Consider the following 15,296-nt stretch of genomic DNA (forward strand, 5'->3'; position numbering starts at 1 on the left):
ACGATGAGTCAGTACATCGACATCCCGGCCGGCGACGGCCGCAGCTTTCGCGGCTACCTCGCGCTGCCGGCTTCCGGCAGCGGCCCCGGCATCGTGCTGTGCCAGGAGATCTTCGGCATCAACGACTATGTGCGCGAGGTGGCCGACCTCTATGCAGAAGAAGGCTACGTGGTGCTCGCACCCGATCTCTTCTGGCGCATGGAGCCCAACGTCGATCTGGGCTATTCGCCGGAAGACTGGCAACGCGCCTTCGGCTTCTTCCAGAAGTTCGACATCGAGGCCGGCATCGCCGACGTCACCGCGAGCGTGAAGGCGCTGCGCGCGCACCCGGCCTGCACCGGCAAGGTGGGCGCGCTGGGCTATTGCCTCGGCGGCAAGCTGGCGTATCTGGCGGCCGCGCATTCGGGCGTGGATGCGGCGGTGGGTTACTACGGTGTCGGCATCGAGGCCGCGCTCGACCTGGTGCCAAAGATCGAATGCCCGATTGCGCTGCACTTCGCCGAGCTCGACCAGTTCTGCCCGCCCGAGGCGCGCGCCCAGGTGCTCGATGCCTTCGCCGGCAAACCGGGCGCGCAGATGTACGTCTACCCCGGGGTGGACCACGCGTTCGCGCGCACCGGTGGCGACCATTTCGACAAGCCTTCCACGCTGATGGCGCACCAGCGCTCGATGGCGCTGTTCAAGGAAGCCATCGGGCCGGTCTACGACCTCTCGGCGCTCTGGGACAAGCACTGCGAATACGAGTTCGGCACGCGCGACGTCGTCGCCACCATGGGCACGATGGTGAGCGAGCCCTACGTCAACCACATCCCGACGATGACGGGCGGCGTGGGTGCGAAGGAGCTGTCGCGCTTCTACAAGCATCACTTCATTCCGACGACGCCGCCCGACACACGGCTCACGCCGATCTCGCGCACCGTGGGCGCGACGCAGATCGTCGATGAAATGCTCTTCTCTTTCACCCACACGGTGGAAGTCGACTGGATGCTGCCGGGCATCGCGCCGACCGGCAAGCCAGTGGAGATCGCGCTGGTGGCGATCGTCAAGTTCCGCGGCGACAAGCTTTATCACGAGCACATCTACTGGGACCAGGCGAGCGTGCTGGTGCAGATCGGCTTTCTCGATGCCAAGGACCTGCCCGTGGCGGGCGTTGAAACCTCGCGCAAGCTGGTGGATGAGACGCTGCCCTCGAACACGCTGATGCCGCGCTGGTCGAAGTCGAACGGGCTCACGATCGCCGATCCGGCGCTGCCGCTCGGATGACACAGGGCGCAGACATGCTGGCGCTGGTCGTGGCCGAGGTCAGGCCGCTCACGCCGGCGATCAAGGCTTTCGTGCTGCGGCCGGCGAATGGCGGTGACCTGCCGCCGTTTTCACCGGGCGCGCACCTGAGCGTGCAGGTGACGCAATCGAGCGGGCAGCGCGCTTATTCGCTGGTGCGCCCGCACGATGGCTCCGGCAGCTACGAGATCGCGGTGTTGCACGAGCCGCAGGGCTCGGGCGGCTCGGCCTGGATGCACGGCCTCGTGCCCGGCGCGGTGCTGGCCGCGCACCCGCCGCGCAATGACTTCGCACTGCACCAGGGTGTCCAACCGCTGCTGGTGGCGGGCGGTATCGGCATCACGCCGCTGCTGTGCATGGCGCGCGCGCTGGCCGCCGAAGGCCAGGCCTTCGACTTCTTCTATGCGACACGCAGCGAGGAAGCGACCGCCTACCTGGATGAAGTGCGCGCGCTCGGCGGCACGGTGGTGCACGACGGCGGCGACCCCGCACGCGGCCTCGACCTGCGCGCGCTGCTCGCGGCGCAGCACGGCGGGCGCCACTTGCATGTTTGCGGGCCGCGCGGCATGGTGCAGGCAGTGGTCGACACCGCCCGCGCACAGGGCTGGCCCGACGACCATGTGCACTTCGAACTCTTCGCCGGCGCGCTCGCACAGGCCGGCGACATGCCCTTCGAGGTGCGCACGCTGCGCTCGGGCAAGACGCTGACGGTGGCGCCCGGCCAGAGCCTGCTCGACGTGCTGATCGCCGCCGGGCTCGACCCGATGTACGACTGCCGCCAGGGCGACTGCGGCGTGTGCGCCGTCGACGTGGTGGAGGGCGTGCCCGACCACCGCGACCACAACCTGAGCCCGCGCGAGAAGGCGGGCGGCAAGACCCTGTGCACCTGCGTGTCGCGCGCCAAGACGCCGCACCTGGTGCTCGACATCTGATGACGCTTCAGGAGACCCACCCGATGAATTCCGTGATTCCCATCATTCCCATCGCAGCGACAAACGCGATCGACATCCAGGCGCTGGTGCAGCCCGACCGCGTGCACAAGCGCGTCTACACCGACCCCGCCATCTTCGAGCTGGAGATGGACCGCGTCTTCGGCCAGGCCTGGCTGTACGTGGGGCACGAGAGCCAGGTGCCGAACGTCGGCGATTACTTCACCACGCGCCTGGGCCGCGAGCCCGTGGTGATGGTGCGCCACACCGATGGCGCGGTGAACGTGCTGTACAACCGCTGCCCGCACAAGGGCGCCAAGATCGTTCCCGACGGCAGCGGCAGCGCAGGCAAGTTCTTGCGGTGCCTGTACCACGGCTGGACTTTCAAGTGCGACGGCAGCCTGCTGTCGGTGCCGCTGCGCAGCGGCTACGAAGACACGGCGCTCGACCTCAAGAGCGGGTCGCATTCGGTGCGCAAGGTGGCGCGCGTGGCGAGCCACCGCGGCTTCGTGTTCGCGAGCCTTTCGGAAGACGGCCCCGAGCTGGCCGACTTCCTTGGCGGCGTGGCCACGTCGCTCGACAACTTCTGCGACCGCGCGCCCGATGGCGAAGTGGAAGTGGCCGGTGGCGTGCAGCGCGTGATTCAGCGCAACAACTGGAAGATCTTCTTCGAGAACCTGCACGACACGATCCATGCCGTGGCCACGCACGAGTCGTCGTGGCGCGCGGCCAAGGAAGAATTCGAAGCCATGCCTTCCGGCACGCCCAAGCCCTTCGAGGTGGTGATCGTCGACGGCAACGGTGAGCCGCTGGAGTTCTGGGAGAACCTGGAGCTCAAGGGCTACGACAACGGCCACGGCTTCATGGAAGGCATCTTCGTGCCGCCGACCGACCCGGTGAGCCTGGCCTACGTGGCGGCGCTCGAAGCCAGCCAGGGCGCGCAGCGCGCCGACGAGATCTTGCGGGTGAACCGGCACAACACCATCGTCTACCCGAGCTGTTCGCCGCACACCTCGTTCCAGCAGATCCGCGTGATCCGGCCGCTGTCGGTGGACCGCACGCTGGTGGAGATCTTCAGCTTCCGCCTGAAGGGCGCGCCCGAGGCGACCTTCCAGCGCACCTTGAAGTACACCAACATCGTCAACTCGCCTTCGTCGAACGTGATGCCCGACGACCTGGAGGCCTACAACCGCGTGCAGGAGGGACTCGGCTCCGACGGTGGCGACTGGGTCAGCATGCACCGCGCGGCCGGGCGCGACCAGCCGCTGCCGGGCGGGCGGGCCTCCAACGGCAACAGCGAGATGCCATCGCGCAACATGTTCGCGGCATGGGCCTCGTACATGGGCGTGCAGACCGGGAGCGCCGAATGAACTTCAACGACTGGCACGAGCAGCAGGCGATCGCGCAGTTCCTGCACCACGAGGCGCGCCTCCTGGACGAGCACCGCTGGGACGAATGGCAGCGGCTCTTCACGCCCGACGGGCTCTACTGGGTGCCGCTGGTGCATGGGCAGACGGACCACATCAACCACGCCTCGCTGTTCTGCGAAGACGCGCTGCTGCGTTCGATGCGCGCGCGGCGGCTCGAGCAGGCGCGCGCCTATTCGCAGCAGCCGCCCACGCGCACGGTGCATGTGGTGGGGAACATCGGGCTCGAATCACGCGACGAGGAAGGCTGTGTCGTGCGCTCGACCTTCCTGCTGCTGGAATGGCGCAAGACCGAGCAGCGCACCTTCGGCGGCAGCGTGCTGCACACGCTGCGGCGCGAGGGCGACGAATTCCGCATCCACACGAAGCGCGTCGAACTCGTCAACTGCGACGCGCCGCACGAAGCCCTGCAGGTGTTCATGTGAAGGCCGCGCTGCTGGCCATGCACTACCAGAACGACGTGCTGCACGTCGATGGCAAGGTGCGCGTGGGCGTGGCGGCGGACGATCCGGCGCGACCGCGTCTCATCGCCTCGGCCGCGCGGCTGATCGCCGGTGCGCGGGCGAACGGCGTGCCGGTGATCTTCGTGCGCATCGCGTTCGCGCCGGGGTATGTCGATTGCCTTCGCAACTGCACGTTGTTCCGGCGCGTGGCCGAAACCGGCGCGGTGCTCGACGGGGAATGGGGCGCGGAGTTCTATGAAGAACTCGCGCCGCTGCCCGGCGAGGCCATCGTCACCCACAAGCGCAACAACCCGTTCTGGGCGAGCGGGCTCGAAGATGTCGTGCGCAACACCGGCGCATCGCGGCTCTACGTGGCGGGCATCGCGACCAACCACGTGGTCGAGCACGGCGCGCGCCACGCGAGCGACCTGGGTTACGAGGTGGCGGTCGTCGCCGATGCCTGCAACACTGCGCAGGCGCATCTGCATGCGGCGAGCCTGGAAACACTGGCGATGCTCGCGGATGTGATGAACGTCGACGAAGCAATCGCACAGATGAAGGCCATGCCATGAACTGGAACTTCGAAGGAAAAGTCGCCATCGTCACGGGGGCGGCCGCGATGCTCGGCGCTTCAATCGTCCGTGCTTTCGTGAAGGCCGGTGCGCAGGTGCTGGCGGTGGACATCGATGCCGCGCGTGGCGAGGCGCTGGCGGCAGAGCTGGGTCCGCGCTGTCGCTTCATCGCATGCGACATTGCCTCCGACACGGCGCTCGATGCGCTGGTGACCGATGCACTGGCCAGCGAGGGGCGCATCGACTTCCTCATCAACAACGCGGTGGTGTACGGCGACAAAGGGCTCGCGTCTTCGCGCGGCGAATGGCTTCAGGCGCTCGACGTCAACCTCGTCTCCGGCGCGCTGCTGGTGCACAAGACGGCAGACGCGCTCGCGGCGCAAGGCGGGGCCGTCGTGAACATGGGAAGCGTCGGCGGCAAGTTCGGCACGGCGGGCCGGGCGCTCTATCCAGCGGCCAAGGCGGCCATCCTGCAGCTCACGCGCAACCAGGCCGCGAGCCTCGCGCACCGGCGCGTGCGCGTGAACTCGGTGTCGCCCGGATGGACTTGGTCAGACGCGCTCTCGCGCATGGCGGGTGGGGATCGGGCCTACGCGGACCGCATGGCTGCGCCTTTGCATCCACTCGGTCGCGCGGGCGATGCCGACGACGTGGCGCAGGTGGTGCTGTTCCTGTGCTCGGACGCCGCGCGCTTCGTGACCGGCGCGGACATTCCGGTCGATGGCGGGTTCTCGATGCTGGGCCCGGACCAGGGGCGATCGGCGCGCGACTGGTTCGGCGCTTAGTTAGCGAGCCGATACCAGCCGATGCCGTCGTCGGCGATGTCGCAGACGACTTCGCCACGGTGCAGCAGGTAGTTGAGGCAGGCGAGGCTTTCGCCGGTCGCCATGCCCAGTAACTGAACATCGGACTCGGCGATGCTGCGCGCGAAAAGGCTCGCGAACACGTCGACTGCGCGCTTGGGCGTCTTCAAGGTGTTGCGCAACCGGTCGAGCGAGCGTTCTTGTCCCGTCTGTAGCCGGTCGATGCGCGCATGCAGGCCGCGGAAGCACTCGTTGTGCGAAGGCAGCACCAGCACGTCGTCGGGTATTTCGCGCTTGAGCTTGGCGAGCGATGAAAGCCAGTCGGCCATCGGATCAGCGTCGGGCTCGATCGGCGAGACCGACACGTTGGACGAGATGCGCGGCAGGATCTGGTCGCCCGAGATCAGCACCTTGAGGTCGGGGCAGTACAGGCACGCATGTTCGGGCGAATGGCCGTTGCCGGTGACGATGCGCCAGTCGTGCGCGCCGATGCGCAGCACCTCGCCGTCGCGCAGCCGCCGGAAGCTGTCGGGCAGCGGATGGATGTGCTTGCCGAAATTGCCGAAGCGCGTGCGGTAGGTCTCGATGGCGGCATCGCTCCAGCCGGCGCGCCGGTAGAAGGCGATGGCATCGTCCGGTGCTTCGCGGCCGGTGTCGGACACCATCACGCGGCACATGAGGTATTCGGAGCGGGTCATCCACAGCCGCACGCCGAACTTGCGCGTGAGCCAGCCGGCCATGCCGACGTGGTCGGGGTGCATGTGCGTCACGAAGACGCGGGTGAGGCCGCGCGTGTCCGGCGAATTGGCGAAGAGCTCGCGCCAGACGGCGACCGTTTCTTCGGTGCGCACGCCCGTGTCCACCACGGCCCAGCCGGCGCCGTCATCGAGCGCCCACAGGTTGATGTGGTCGAGCGAGTAGGGCAGCGGCATGCGGATCCAGTGCACGCCCGCGGCGACCTCGATCGACTTGCCGCGCGGCGGGAGTTCCGCAAAGGGGTAGACGAGCTTGCCTTTTGCCGCTTCCGCCGTCTCTTCCAGACCATCCATCGTGTTCACCTCCAGAGGAGTGAATTGTGAACCCGGCCGCAATCCGGGCCGGGCCTCCCCCGATGACGATGGATCGACGCGCTTACTTGCGGCGTGAGCGGGGCGCGCCCGGCGCCGAGGTTTGCGACGGTGCGGCGCCGCCGTCCACGCCGAGACGACCGCCGCCGCCCAGGCCCTGGCCGCGCACCGTTTGCGCCTTGTAGTTGCGCAGCGAACGAACCATCTGGTTGAAAGCGTCCATGAAGGCCGCGGCGATCACCTTGCCCTGCGGCGTGCGCGTGTAGCCGCCGACGCCGCCCGCGGCGGAGAGGCCGCCCAGGCCGCCGAAGCCCGCGAAGTCGGTCTTGGAGGCGCTGCCTTCGGCGGCCGCCACCTGCACACCCGAGCGGTTGTCGATGAGCGTCAGGAGAGCGCTGGCTTCCTTGGTCTGCAGGCTGGCGCCGATGCTGGCGATGGCGCGGCCACGGCCGCCGCCCACAAGGCCGCCCAGCGCACCGCCGATGCCACCGGCGTCGTTGTTGCTGAACACGATCTCTGGCGACAGGCCGTAGTCGGAAGCGACCATCTGGCCGCGGCCGAAGTTGCTGCCGCCGCGCATTTCGCCCGACTGCATCAGCGCGCGCTCGCGCGTCATGGCGTTCATGCCGGCCGCGCCGCGCTCGACCACCACGAAGCAGTTCGATTGCTGCACCAGGAGGCGCAGCAGGTTCGCGGTCGGCGGGAGCTTGTATTCGCCGGTGAGAACGGTGTACCAGCCGGCGTTGACGTTCTCGATCAGCGAGACGGTGCCCAGCGGCGAATCGCAGCGCTCGAGCTGGCTGCTTTCACCGGAGGTGGCCGAACCGGCGGCGCTGCCGGTGGCCATGGTCTTGGCCGACTGGCTGCCCATTTGCATGTCGGTGGTCGCGCAGCCGGAGAGAACCAGCGCGCCGGCAAGAACGCTTGCGCTTGCGAAAGAGAATTTGGAAGAAGCCATGTCCGGATCCAGAGAGAGAAGAGTGAAAAGGCGCCCCAATGGGAGACGCCACTCCTCGGATTCCGAAGTGGGACCGCATGGCCTTTGTGACCTCCCCCGATTCGTCGCGCCGCCAGCGACCGCGCGACGATACGACCCCAGGAAGCGGCATGCCAGTGCCGAAAGTCATGGTCCGTGCGCGGCGAAGCGGGCGAGATTATTACCGAGTGCGAGCCCCGTGGGCAGAGGGAAACAAGCTCCCCGGAACAGTCAGGGAGATGGCCTTGGGCGCGATGCGTAGGCCGTTACAGTCGGGCCTTCATCACGAGGAGTTTTCAGATGGCAACCACCAAGAAGAATGTCGTTGGCGAAGCAGCAGCGGAACTGACCCGTCAACAAGTCGCGCAGGCCCTGGCCATTGCCGGCGCATCGAATTTCAGCGGCGCTTCCGATCCGGCTTTCGTCGGCTCCGTCCTGGTGGCCTTGGCCGTCAACACCAACTCCGTCAGCGCGACCATCGACAGCGCGAAGGGCCGCACCCCCGTCGTTCAGCACTGATCCTTCGCGTGATCCGCCCGGGGCTTTTCAGCCCTGCGGGCGGTGCGCGTCGCACGTGTCGCACGCGCCGTCTTCCATGGCTTTCGACTGCTCGTCGAGCCATTCGAGTTCGTTCGGTGCGTAGGGGCGGGACCACGACATCCCGTCCAGCCGCACGCGCACCATCAATCCCCGCGCGGTCGTGACCGTTCCCGGCTGGCCTTGAAAATTGACCCGCGCCCCTTTCCTCGCGGGCACGTTGAACTGCGCACAGATGTCCTCGAAACCCAGCCGTGGGGCGGGCTTGCGTTCTTCGTTCGTACTTGCCATGCAAGTGCTACGCAGGAGGGGGCAATCCGGATTCAACCGGATCGCTTCATCCAACGCCCTTGTTAGTCGGGCGAAGCGAAATAGGCAGCGGGATCGACCGCGTTGCCGTTCCTGCGCAACTCGAAATGCAGCTTGACGCGATCGGCTTCGGTGCGGCCCATGTGGGCGATCACCTGGCCTCGCTTCACCGATTGCCCCTCCTTGACCAGCAGCTTGCTGTTGTGCGCATAGGCGGTCACGAAGGTCGCGTCGTGCTTGATCATGATGAGCTGGCCGTAGCCGCGCGGGCCCACGGCCGAATACACGACCTTGCCGTCGCGCGCGGCGATGACGGGGTCGCCTTCCGATCCCGCGAAGTCGATGCCCTTGCTGTTGCGGCCGTTGAATCGCTGGATGACGGTGCCGTTCGACGGGCGAAGGAAATTCCGCTCCGCCTTGGCCACCGGGGCGGATGGCGTGGACGATGCGGAGGGTGCCGGCTCGCTGCTGCGCGAGCGGCGCTCCGGTGCGGGGCGTGCGTCGTTGCGAGAAGAAGGCGCGGGCTTGGCGCTTGCGGATTTCTTCGGTGCGGGTGTGGGCGCCGGGGCTGGCTTGGAGGCGCAGCCGATGAGCAGGACACCCAGCATGCCCGAGGCAACGGCCAATGCGATCCGATGGGAAATGAGCGAGCGGGGCGGGGAAAGATCGGGAAGTCCGGGTTCAGCGTGCGGCTTGAAATGCATGGTGAGGACTGTATTGGAATCCGCCTTGCGTTCGCCCTACTGGACGAACGAACTGACGGTCAACTCCCTACGTGATGGTCCGCAGTGGCATGCGTGCGGCCGTGGGCGGTGGACTCCTTCATGGCGTCCCTCAGTTTTCGCAGCGTATTGGTAAGGGCCTGCGGGGTGGTGCCGACCTCGCGGGCCGCAATGCCGGGGCGCACGCCGCCGACGAGAACCATGTATGCGGCATCGCGAGAGAGCGTGGCCCTCAACCTGGCGCGTTTCGACAATGCATTGAATTCGCTTCGCGTCATCCTTCGTCTCCTCCTTTCGGTGCTCGGAGTCTGACGAGATTTCAGCGTCGAGGAATGGGCGTCTTTGGAAACTGCAGGTAAGAATTTATCCCGTGGCCCGGCTTCGTTTCGCTTTGCTTTGCTTTGTTGATCAGCCCGGCACTCGCATCGGCAGAAGGCCGATGGGCGAGATGCGCGCAATGACCTCGGCCTGCATGAGCGCGGGAGAGTGGGCCGGAAGAAAGGTGGCCTGCACGGTCACGCCGGCCGAACCCATGCTGCGGTTGACCGTTGCCGTGGTGATCGCGCCGGGGAGCTTGAGCACTTGCTCGACCTGCAGTTGCTGCGCTTCGCTGCAAAGCGGCAGGCTGAATTCGTATCGACTCGTGTTGTTCATGGATGAAGACCTCGATTCGGTGGACGGACGAGGTACGAGTCTAGCGGCGGTGCTGAGCGTCAAACAAGCGGCCCACAAGTGAAAATGCCCCGCTACCTTTTGAGTAGCGGGGCATCCAGTTGCCTTGCGGCTTGTAGTGGCTCCTCGACCTGGGCTCGAACCAGGGACCTACGGATTAACAGTCCGGCGCTCTACCAACTGAGCTATCGAGGAACAAGCCTCAGATTATAGCGCGGTTTTTTTGGCCTTCTCAAGCCTCCGAAACTTTTGCGCAAAAAAGTTTGCTTCGCGCATGTTCACAGCGCGACGCTCAGGCCCAGACGCAGCGTGCGCGGCGCGCCAGGGAACAGATAGACATGCCCGAACTGGTAGGGCGATTCCTTCCAGTAGCGGCGATCGAACAGGTTGTCGACGGCCAGTGTCCAGCTCGTGTTCACGCCGCGCAGTTTCGTGTCGTAGCGCAGCACCGCATCGACGCGCGTCCACGAGGGCAGCGTGATCGAGCCATCGGCAAGCACGTTGCGGCGTCCTTCGTGCGAGAGCTGTCCCGCCACTTCGAGTCCGGGCACCGAGGGCACGCGATACGCCGCCTGCGCGCGCAACACCTGCTTGGGCACGTTGGTCGGCCATTGCCCATTGCTTGCCGGTTCGACGATGCTGCCGCGGCGCTTGGCATCCATCAGCGTCATGCTGCCGCCGATGCGCCACGGGCCTTGCGTCCACTGCGCACCGGCTTCGAGGCCGCGGTGCACCGCACGGCCGTCGTACTTCGCTTCGCATGGCGTGATGCCCAGGCGGTTGCATGCGTCGAGATTGGTCATCGGCCGCGAGATGTCGAACCACGCGAGCTGCCAATTGAACGCGTCGTTGCCGCCCTTGATGCCCAGCTCCCACTGGCGCGACTTCAGTGCTGGCAATGCCTGGCCGGCGTTGTCGTACTGGTCGCCCCGGTTCGGAACGATCTGCGATTCGACGCCCTTGCCCCAGCTCGCATACGCGAGCAGCCCGGGCTGGATGGCATAGCTTGCGGCGATCCACGGCGTGGTCACGCCTTGCTTGTAGCCCGTTGGATCCGAGCCATCGTTGCCGATGCTGCTGCGGTCCAGTCGCGTGTGGCGTACGCCGAGCCAGGTGGTGAAGCGATCGTTCCAGCGGATCGCGTCCTGCACCGAGAGCTCGGTCGAGCGCTCATCGCGGTTGGTCTGCGGCGTGATGGCGTCGGGGCTCGGCGGCACCATGGCCGTGGCCCAGATGTTGCCCGTACCCGCGTAGTTGTACGCCTGTTCCTGGAAGCGGTTGCGCACGCGGCTTTGCAGGAGCCCGAAGCCCAGCTCGTGCCGCACGCTGCCGGTCTTCACGTTGCCCTTCAGGTTCAGGCTGCCCGCGCTTTGCGTGCGGCGCTCGTTTTCGCTGCGGAAGTCGTAGACGTCGAAGGTGCCGTCCGAGCAGTAGCGGTCGTAGTTGCCTTCGGCGCCGCAGCCGAAGGCGTAGGCCAGGCGGTCGTCGGTCTTCAGGCGCTGCTGGCCGATCTGCGCGCTCCAGCGCCAGTCGGCATTCAGCGCCTGGCTGAAGCGCACCGTGCCGGTCAGCGCCTTGAACACCGAGGGCTGCGACCACGGCTGGTTGTTGAGGTTGATGCGCGGATCGACCGGCGCGGGCAGCACGCTGCCCAGGAGGCTGTAGCCGTTCTGGCTCGGCTGGGTCTTGCGGCTTTGCTCGACTTCGAACTCTAGCACCGAGTCGCGCGTGATGCGCCAGTCGGCCGCGAGCGAGAACATGTTGCGGTTGCCGTCCAGGTTGTGCGTGAGCGGCTTCAGGTTTTCGCTCGCGATGTTGAGCCGGTAGCCGAACTGGCGGTTCTCGCCGAAGCGGCCGCCCAAGTCGAGCGCGCCGAGCACGCTGCCGCGGCTGGTGGTCTCGATGCGCACCGTGCGCAGGTCCCGCTCGGTCGGGCGCTTCACCACGTAGTTGACGAGCCCGCCCGGCGCGCTGGTGCCCGCCTGGATGCCGCTGGTGCCGCGCAGGATCTCGACGCGCTCCTTGTTGTCCAGCGGGATCGAGGTCTCGGCGCTGATCGGCAGGCCTTCGCGCCGGTAGTTGAAGCGGTTGTCCAGCACGAAGCCGCGCACGGTGAGGTAGTCCCAGTAGCCGGCGGAGTTGTAGGCATCGGTCACCGACGAATCGAACTGCGTGAGATCGGCGAGCCGGCGTGCGCCGCTGCTGATGAGCTGCTTGCTGTCGATCACCGTGGCCGACAGCGGCAGCTCGCGCAGCGGCACGTCGCCGAAGCCGCTGACATCGGCCTGCGGCGCCGTCGCGCCTTCATTGACGACGACTTCGGGCAGCGCGGCCTGCTGCGCATGTGCGCTGCAGGCGGCCGCGAAAAACACGGCGGCAACCGCACGCGAGATAGGGGAGCGTGTCAGGGCCAGGGAATGTGAAAGGCGTCGTTGAGTCATTGATTGCTTGATGTGTTCAGTTGCCGGTGGCGGCGCCCATGGCCGCCATCCATTGCGCGGCCTTGGCCTCGGGATCGGCGGCGGTCACCAGCGCGCGCACCACCGCGACCGAGCCCACGCCGGTGGCGAGCACCTCGGGCAGCCGCACCGTGTCGATGCCGCCGATGCCCACTTGCGGATAGCCGCGCAGCAGACGCGCGTACGCCGCGAGCCGTGCCACGCCTTGCGGCGCGGTCGCCATCTTCTTGAGCGTGGTCGGATAGACCGCGCCCATCGCGATGTAGCTCGGGCTCACCGCATCGGCACGCACCATCTCGGCATAGCCATGCGTGCTGACGCCCAGGCGCAGGCCGGAGGCACGCAGCTGCTGCAGCTCGTCCGGCGACAAGGCATCGAGGTCTTCCTGGCCGAGATGGATGCCGTAGGCGCGCGTGGCGATGGCGACCTGCCAGTGATCGTTGATGAAGAGCAGGGCACCCGTGCCTTGCACGGCCTCGACGGCCGCCTGCACCTCGCGTTCGATAGCCGCGGCATCGTCGGATTTGAAGCGCAGCTGCACCGTCGGCACGCCGGCGCGCGCCATGCGGCCGACCCACGCCGCATCGGGCAGCACCGCGTAGAGGCCGAGCCGTTCGGGGCAGGGCAGGAAAGCGTCGTCGCGCGCGGCGGGCGGAAACGAGCGCATGCCGAAGTCGGCGGGCGCGTCGGGCCATCGGGCGGCGTCGAAATGGCCGATGCGTTCGGTCTGCGCGTGCCAGGCAAGCGCGAGGCATTCGGCATCGACTTCGATGAAGCCGAGCGCGGTGCAGGCCTGCTTGGCGCCGCGATAAACCGCGTCGTCCGAAGAGAAAGACGTGGCACCCACGGTCGATGCGGTGATGGCGCCGAAGCGCAGCCCGTGCGCCGCAACGATGGCATGGGCAATGGCGCGGGCGTCGTTCATGTCGCTCATGCCGCTCATCCCGCGTGATGCCAGAAGGGCGTGCCGAGCACGGGCGTGCTGGGCTGCGCCGAGTCTTGCGCGGCCATCGCGCCTGCACGCCACGCGGTGCGGCCAGCGCCTACCGCATCGGCAAAGGCACCGGCCATCGCGACCGGGTCCTGCGCGAGCGCAACCGCGGTGTTGAGCAGCACGCCGTCGTAGCCCCACTCCATGACCTGGCAGGCGTGCGAAGGCAGCCCGAGTCCGGCATCGACGAGCATCGGCACCTTGAGCCGTTCGCGCAGCACCTGCAGCGCATACGGATTGACCGGGCCACGGCCGGTGCCGATAGGCGCGGCCCACGGCATGACGGCCTGGCAGCCCACGTCGACCAGCCGCTGGCACAGCACCAAGTCTTCGGTGCAGTAGGGCAGCACCTGGAAGCCGTCGCGAATCAGTTGCGAGGCGGCGTCGACGAGGTTCAGCGTGTCGGGCTGAAGCGTGTAGTCGTCGCCGATGAGTTCGAGCTTGATCCACGGCGTGTCGAACAGCTCGCGCGCCATGTGGGCGGTGGCGATCACCTCCTGCACGCTGTGGCAGCCGGCGGTGTTGGGCAGCACGGGCACGGCCAGCTTGCGCAGCAGCGCCCAGAAGCCGCTGCTCGTGTCGTTGCCGGCCGAGCCCTGGGGGCCTTGGTTCGCGGTCTGGCGGCGCAGCGAGGCGGTGAGCATGGCGGGCTTTGCGCGTTTCACAGCCGCTTCGAGCAGGTCGGGCGAGGGGTAGCGCGCGGTGCCGAGCAGCAGGCGGCTTTGAAAGGTCTGGCCGTACAGAACCAGCGGGTCGTTCGGTGGGGTGGTCATGGTGTTGTCTCCAATCCTTTTTCAGCCGCCCGTCACGGGGCGGATCACTTCGATGCGGTCGTCGGGCTGCAGCGCGCGCGCGGCGTAGGCCGAGCGCGGCACGAACTCGCGGTTCACCGCCACCGCGAAGGGCGGCACGGCCTCGAGCGCGGCCAGCGCATCGGTGAGCGTGGCGCTGTCGGGCAGCGTGTAGGGCTTGTCGTTGATCAGGATGTTCATCGTCGTCATGCGTCGTCGGATGTCGTGGTGTCCATGCCGAAGCCCTGCGCGAGTGCGGAGTGGCCATGCACGAGCAACTCCATCGCCGCGTCGAGCAGGGCCGGCGCGATCATGAAACCGTGGCGATAGAGGCCGTTGATCTGCAGCACGCGCGGCTGCGGCTGGCGGATGGCGGGCAAGTTGTCGGGCAGCGTGGGGCGGCACTGCGTGGCGATCTCCACGATGCGCGCCTCGGCGAAACCGCTGTGCACCGCGTAGGCCGCGCTCAGCAGTTCGAGCGTGGAGCGCACGCTGGCGGGCGACATGTCGTCCGATTCGATCTCGGTCGCGCCGATCACGAAGAGGTTGCCGGGCTTGGGCGCGATGTAGAGCGGGTAGCGCGGATGCACGAGCCGGGTCGGGCGCTGCAGCGCGACCTCAGGGGCATGCACTCGGATCACTTCGCCACGCACGCCGCGCAACGCGCTCCACTGCGGACGGGCACCGAGGCCGCGGCAGTCGATCACCCAGTCAGGCTGGCCTGGCGTGCCGGGCGAGAAGTCGGCGGGTGCGTGCGGCGACTGCCAGTGCAGCGTGACGTTCGGGCTGTCCTGCAGCGTAGCAAGGAGTGCGGCGAGCAGCGCGCGGTTGTCGAGTTGGCCTTCGCCCGGAAGCAACAGCCCTTTGGTGAAGCGCTGGCCGAGTGATGGTTCCAGCGCCGCGATGCCTGTGCCGTCGAGCATCTGCATCTGCGCGAGTTCGGGCACTTGCGCACCGGTGTTGGCGAGCACGCGTTCGAACCGTGCGGCTTCGGTCGCGTCCTGCCGGTGCCACAGTACCAGCGTGCCTTCGCGCTGGAAGAACACCGGTTGCGCCAACGGCGCGAGCAGCTCGGGCCAACGCGACAGTGCGTAGTGGCCCATGCGCACGACAGACACCGGCGCCACGGCCGATTCGGCCAGCGGCGCGAGCATCGCCGCCGCCACGCGCGCGGCTGCACCTTCGGCTTCGGGGCTGCCGGCTTCGTACAGCGCGACCTTGCAACCCGCCTGCGCGAGCGTCACCGCCATCAGGCGCCCCATGAGGCCCGCGCCGATGATCGCGACCGATCGAAACGGGACGCCGCTCATGCCGATG

18 protein-coding genes and 1 tRNA gene are annotated in these 15,296 nt (G+C 67.4%); 7 read left to right on the forward strand and 12 right to left on the reverse strand.

Going from position 1 to position 15,296, the window contains the following annotated elements; translation table 11 throughout:
- Positions 1-3 precede the first annotated feature (3 nt).
- The 6 genes from QFZ83_RS10080 to QFZ83_RS10105 are packed head-to-tail and all read left to right on the forward strand — an operon-like array spanning position 4 to position 5,437.
- The gene (locus QFZ83_RS10080) at positions 4-1,263 is read left to right on the forward strand and encodes a dienelactone hydrolase family protein (protein ID WP_307505642.1); all 1,260 of its coding nucleotides are present in this window, start codon (positions 4-6) and stop codon (positions 1,261-1,263) included.
- Positions 1,260-2,213, forward strand: coding sequence for a PDR/VanB family oxidoreductase (locus tag QFZ83_RS10085; protein ID WP_307505646.1), 954 nt, complete (start codon positions 1,260-1,262; stop codon positions 2,211-2,213). Before QFZ83_RS10080 ends, QFZ83_RS10085 begins: the two co-directional genes overlap by 4 nt.
- Before the next feature lie 23 nt (positions 2,214-2,236).
- Complete coding sequence (locus QFZ83_RS10090; RefSeq protein ID WP_307505649.1) at positions 2,237-3,580, forward strand: aromatic ring-hydroxylating dioxygenase subunit alpha; 1,344 nt, start codon at positions 2,237-2,239, stop codon at positions 3,578-3,580.
- Positions 3,577-4,062 carry an aromatic-ring-hydroxylating dioxygenase subunit beta gene (locus QFZ83_RS10095; protein ID WP_307505652.1) on the forward strand — a complete coding sequence of 162 codons (486 nt, stop codon included), beginning with the start codon at positions 3,577-3,579 and terminating at the stop codon, positions 4,060-4,062. Before QFZ83_RS10090 ends, QFZ83_RS10095 begins: the two co-directional genes overlap by 4 nt.
- The gene (locus tag QFZ83_RS10100) at positions 4,059-4,652 is read left to right on the forward strand and encodes a cysteine hydrolase family protein (protein WP_307505655.1); all 594 of its coding nucleotides are present in this window, start codon (positions 4,059-4,061) and stop codon (positions 4,650-4,652) included. The genes QFZ83_RS10095 and QFZ83_RS10100 overlap by 4 nt, the downstream gene beginning before the upstream one ends.
- Complete coding sequence (locus QFZ83_RS10105) at positions 4,649-5,437, forward strand: SDR family oxidoreductase (RefSeq protein WP_307505658.1); 789 nt, start codon at positions 4,649-4,651, stop codon at positions 5,435-5,437. Before QFZ83_RS10100 ends, QFZ83_RS10105 begins: the two co-directional genes overlap by 4 nt.
- Here the strand turns inward: QFZ83_RS10105 and QFZ83_RS10110 are convergent.
- On the reverse strand, positions 5,434-6,504 hold the full coding sequence (locus QFZ83_RS10110) for an MBL fold metallo-hydrolase (protein WP_013541025.1): 1,071 nt from the start codon (positions 6,502-6,504) through the stop codon (positions 5,434-5,436). The genes QFZ83_RS10105 and QFZ83_RS10110 overlap by 4 nt on opposite strands.
- A gap of 82 nt (positions 6,505-6,586) precedes the next feature.
- Positions 6,587-7,480 (reverse strand): CsgG/HfaB family protein, encoded by an 894-nt coding sequence (locus tag QFZ83_RS10115; RefSeq protein ID WP_307505662.1) that lies wholly within the window; start codon positions 7,478-7,480, stop codon positions 6,587-6,589.
- Positions 7,481-7,798: 318 nt separating this feature from the next.
- Here QFZ83_RS10115 and QFZ83_RS10120 point away from each other — a divergent pair, with 318 nt between their 5' ends.
- Positions 7,799-8,017: a hypothetical protein gene (locus tag QFZ83_RS10120; RefSeq protein WP_013541027.1), complete on the forward strand. Its 219-nt coding sequence runs from the start codon at positions 7,799-7,801 to the stop codon at positions 8,015-8,017.
- 27 nt (positions 8,018-8,044) lie between these two features.
- Here the strand turns inward: QFZ83_RS10120 and QFZ83_RS10125 are convergent, their stop codons facing one another.
- The 10 genes from QFZ83_RS10125 to QFZ83_RS10170 all read right to left on the reverse strand — a co-directional run bounded on the left by QFZ83_RS10125 (position 8,045) and on the right by QFZ83_RS10170 (position 15,289).
- Positions 8,045-8,326: a hypothetical protein gene (locus QFZ83_RS10125; RefSeq protein WP_013541028.1), complete on the reverse strand. Its 282-nt coding sequence runs from the start codon at positions 8,324-8,326 to the stop codon at positions 8,045-8,047.
- A 62-nt stretch (positions 8,327-8,388) separates the two neighbouring features.
- On the reverse strand, positions 8,389-9,048 hold the full coding sequence (locus QFZ83_RS10130) for a murein hydrolase activator EnvC (RefSeq protein ID WP_307505665.1): 660 nt from the start codon (positions 9,046-9,048) through the stop codon (positions 8,389-8,391).
- A 59-nt stretch (positions 9,049-9,107) separates the two neighbouring features.
- On the reverse strand, positions 9,108-9,344 hold the full coding sequence (locus QFZ83_RS10135) for a hypothetical protein (RefSeq protein ID WP_306878167.1): 237 nt from the start codon (positions 9,342-9,344) through the stop codon (positions 9,108-9,110).
- Positions 9,345-9,474: 130 nt separating this feature from the next.
- Positions 9,475-9,720 carry a hypothetical protein gene (locus tag QFZ83_RS10140; RefSeq protein WP_013541031.1) on the reverse strand — a complete coding sequence of 82 codons (246 nt, stop codon included), beginning with the start codon at positions 9,718-9,720 and terminating at the stop codon, positions 9,475-9,477.
- A gap of 137 nt (positions 9,721-9,857) precedes the next feature.
- Positions 9,858-9,933, reverse strand: a tRNA-Asn gene (locus QFZ83_RS10145).
- Positions 9,934-10,016: 83 nt separating this feature from the next.
- On the reverse strand, positions 10,017-12,179 hold the full coding sequence (locus QFZ83_RS10150; RefSeq protein WP_307505668.1) for a TonB-dependent siderophore receptor: 2,163 nt from the start codon (positions 12,177-12,179) through the stop codon (positions 10,017-10,019).
- A gap of 16 nt (positions 12,180-12,195) precedes the next feature.
- Entirely contained in the window at positions 12,196-13,131 is a 936-nt protein-coding gene (gene thiE / locus QFZ83_RS10155; protein WP_307505671.1) for a thiamine phosphate synthase, read from the reverse strand.
- Between the two features lie 5 nt (positions 13,132-13,136).
- Positions 13,137-13,961 (reverse strand): thiazole synthase, encoded by an 825-nt coding sequence (locus tag QFZ83_RS10160; RefSeq protein WP_307505675.1) that lies wholly within the window; start codon positions 13,959-13,961, stop codon positions 13,137-13,139.
- A 21-nt stretch (positions 13,962-13,982) separates the two neighbouring features.
- The gene (gene thiS, locus QFZ83_RS10165; protein WP_373457500.1) at positions 13,983-14,189 is read right to left on the reverse strand and encodes a sulfur carrier protein ThiS; all 207 of its coding nucleotides are present in this window, start codon (positions 14,187-14,189) and stop codon (positions 13,983-13,985) included.
- A complete protein-coding gene (locus QFZ83_RS10170; RefSeq protein ID WP_307505677.1) occupies positions 14,186-15,289 on the reverse strand; it encodes an FAD-dependent oxidoreductase in 1,104 nt (367 codons plus the stop codon). The genes thiS and QFZ83_RS10170 overlap by 4 nt, the downstream gene beginning before the upstream one ends.
- Positions 15,290-15,296: the final 7 nt, after the last annotated feature.

The organism is Variovorax sp. W1I1 (genome assembly GCF_030815625.1).
GTDB classification, from domain to species: Bacteria; Pseudomonadota; Gammaproteobacteria; order Burkholderiales; family Burkholderiaceae_C; genus Variovorax; species Variovorax paradoxus_C.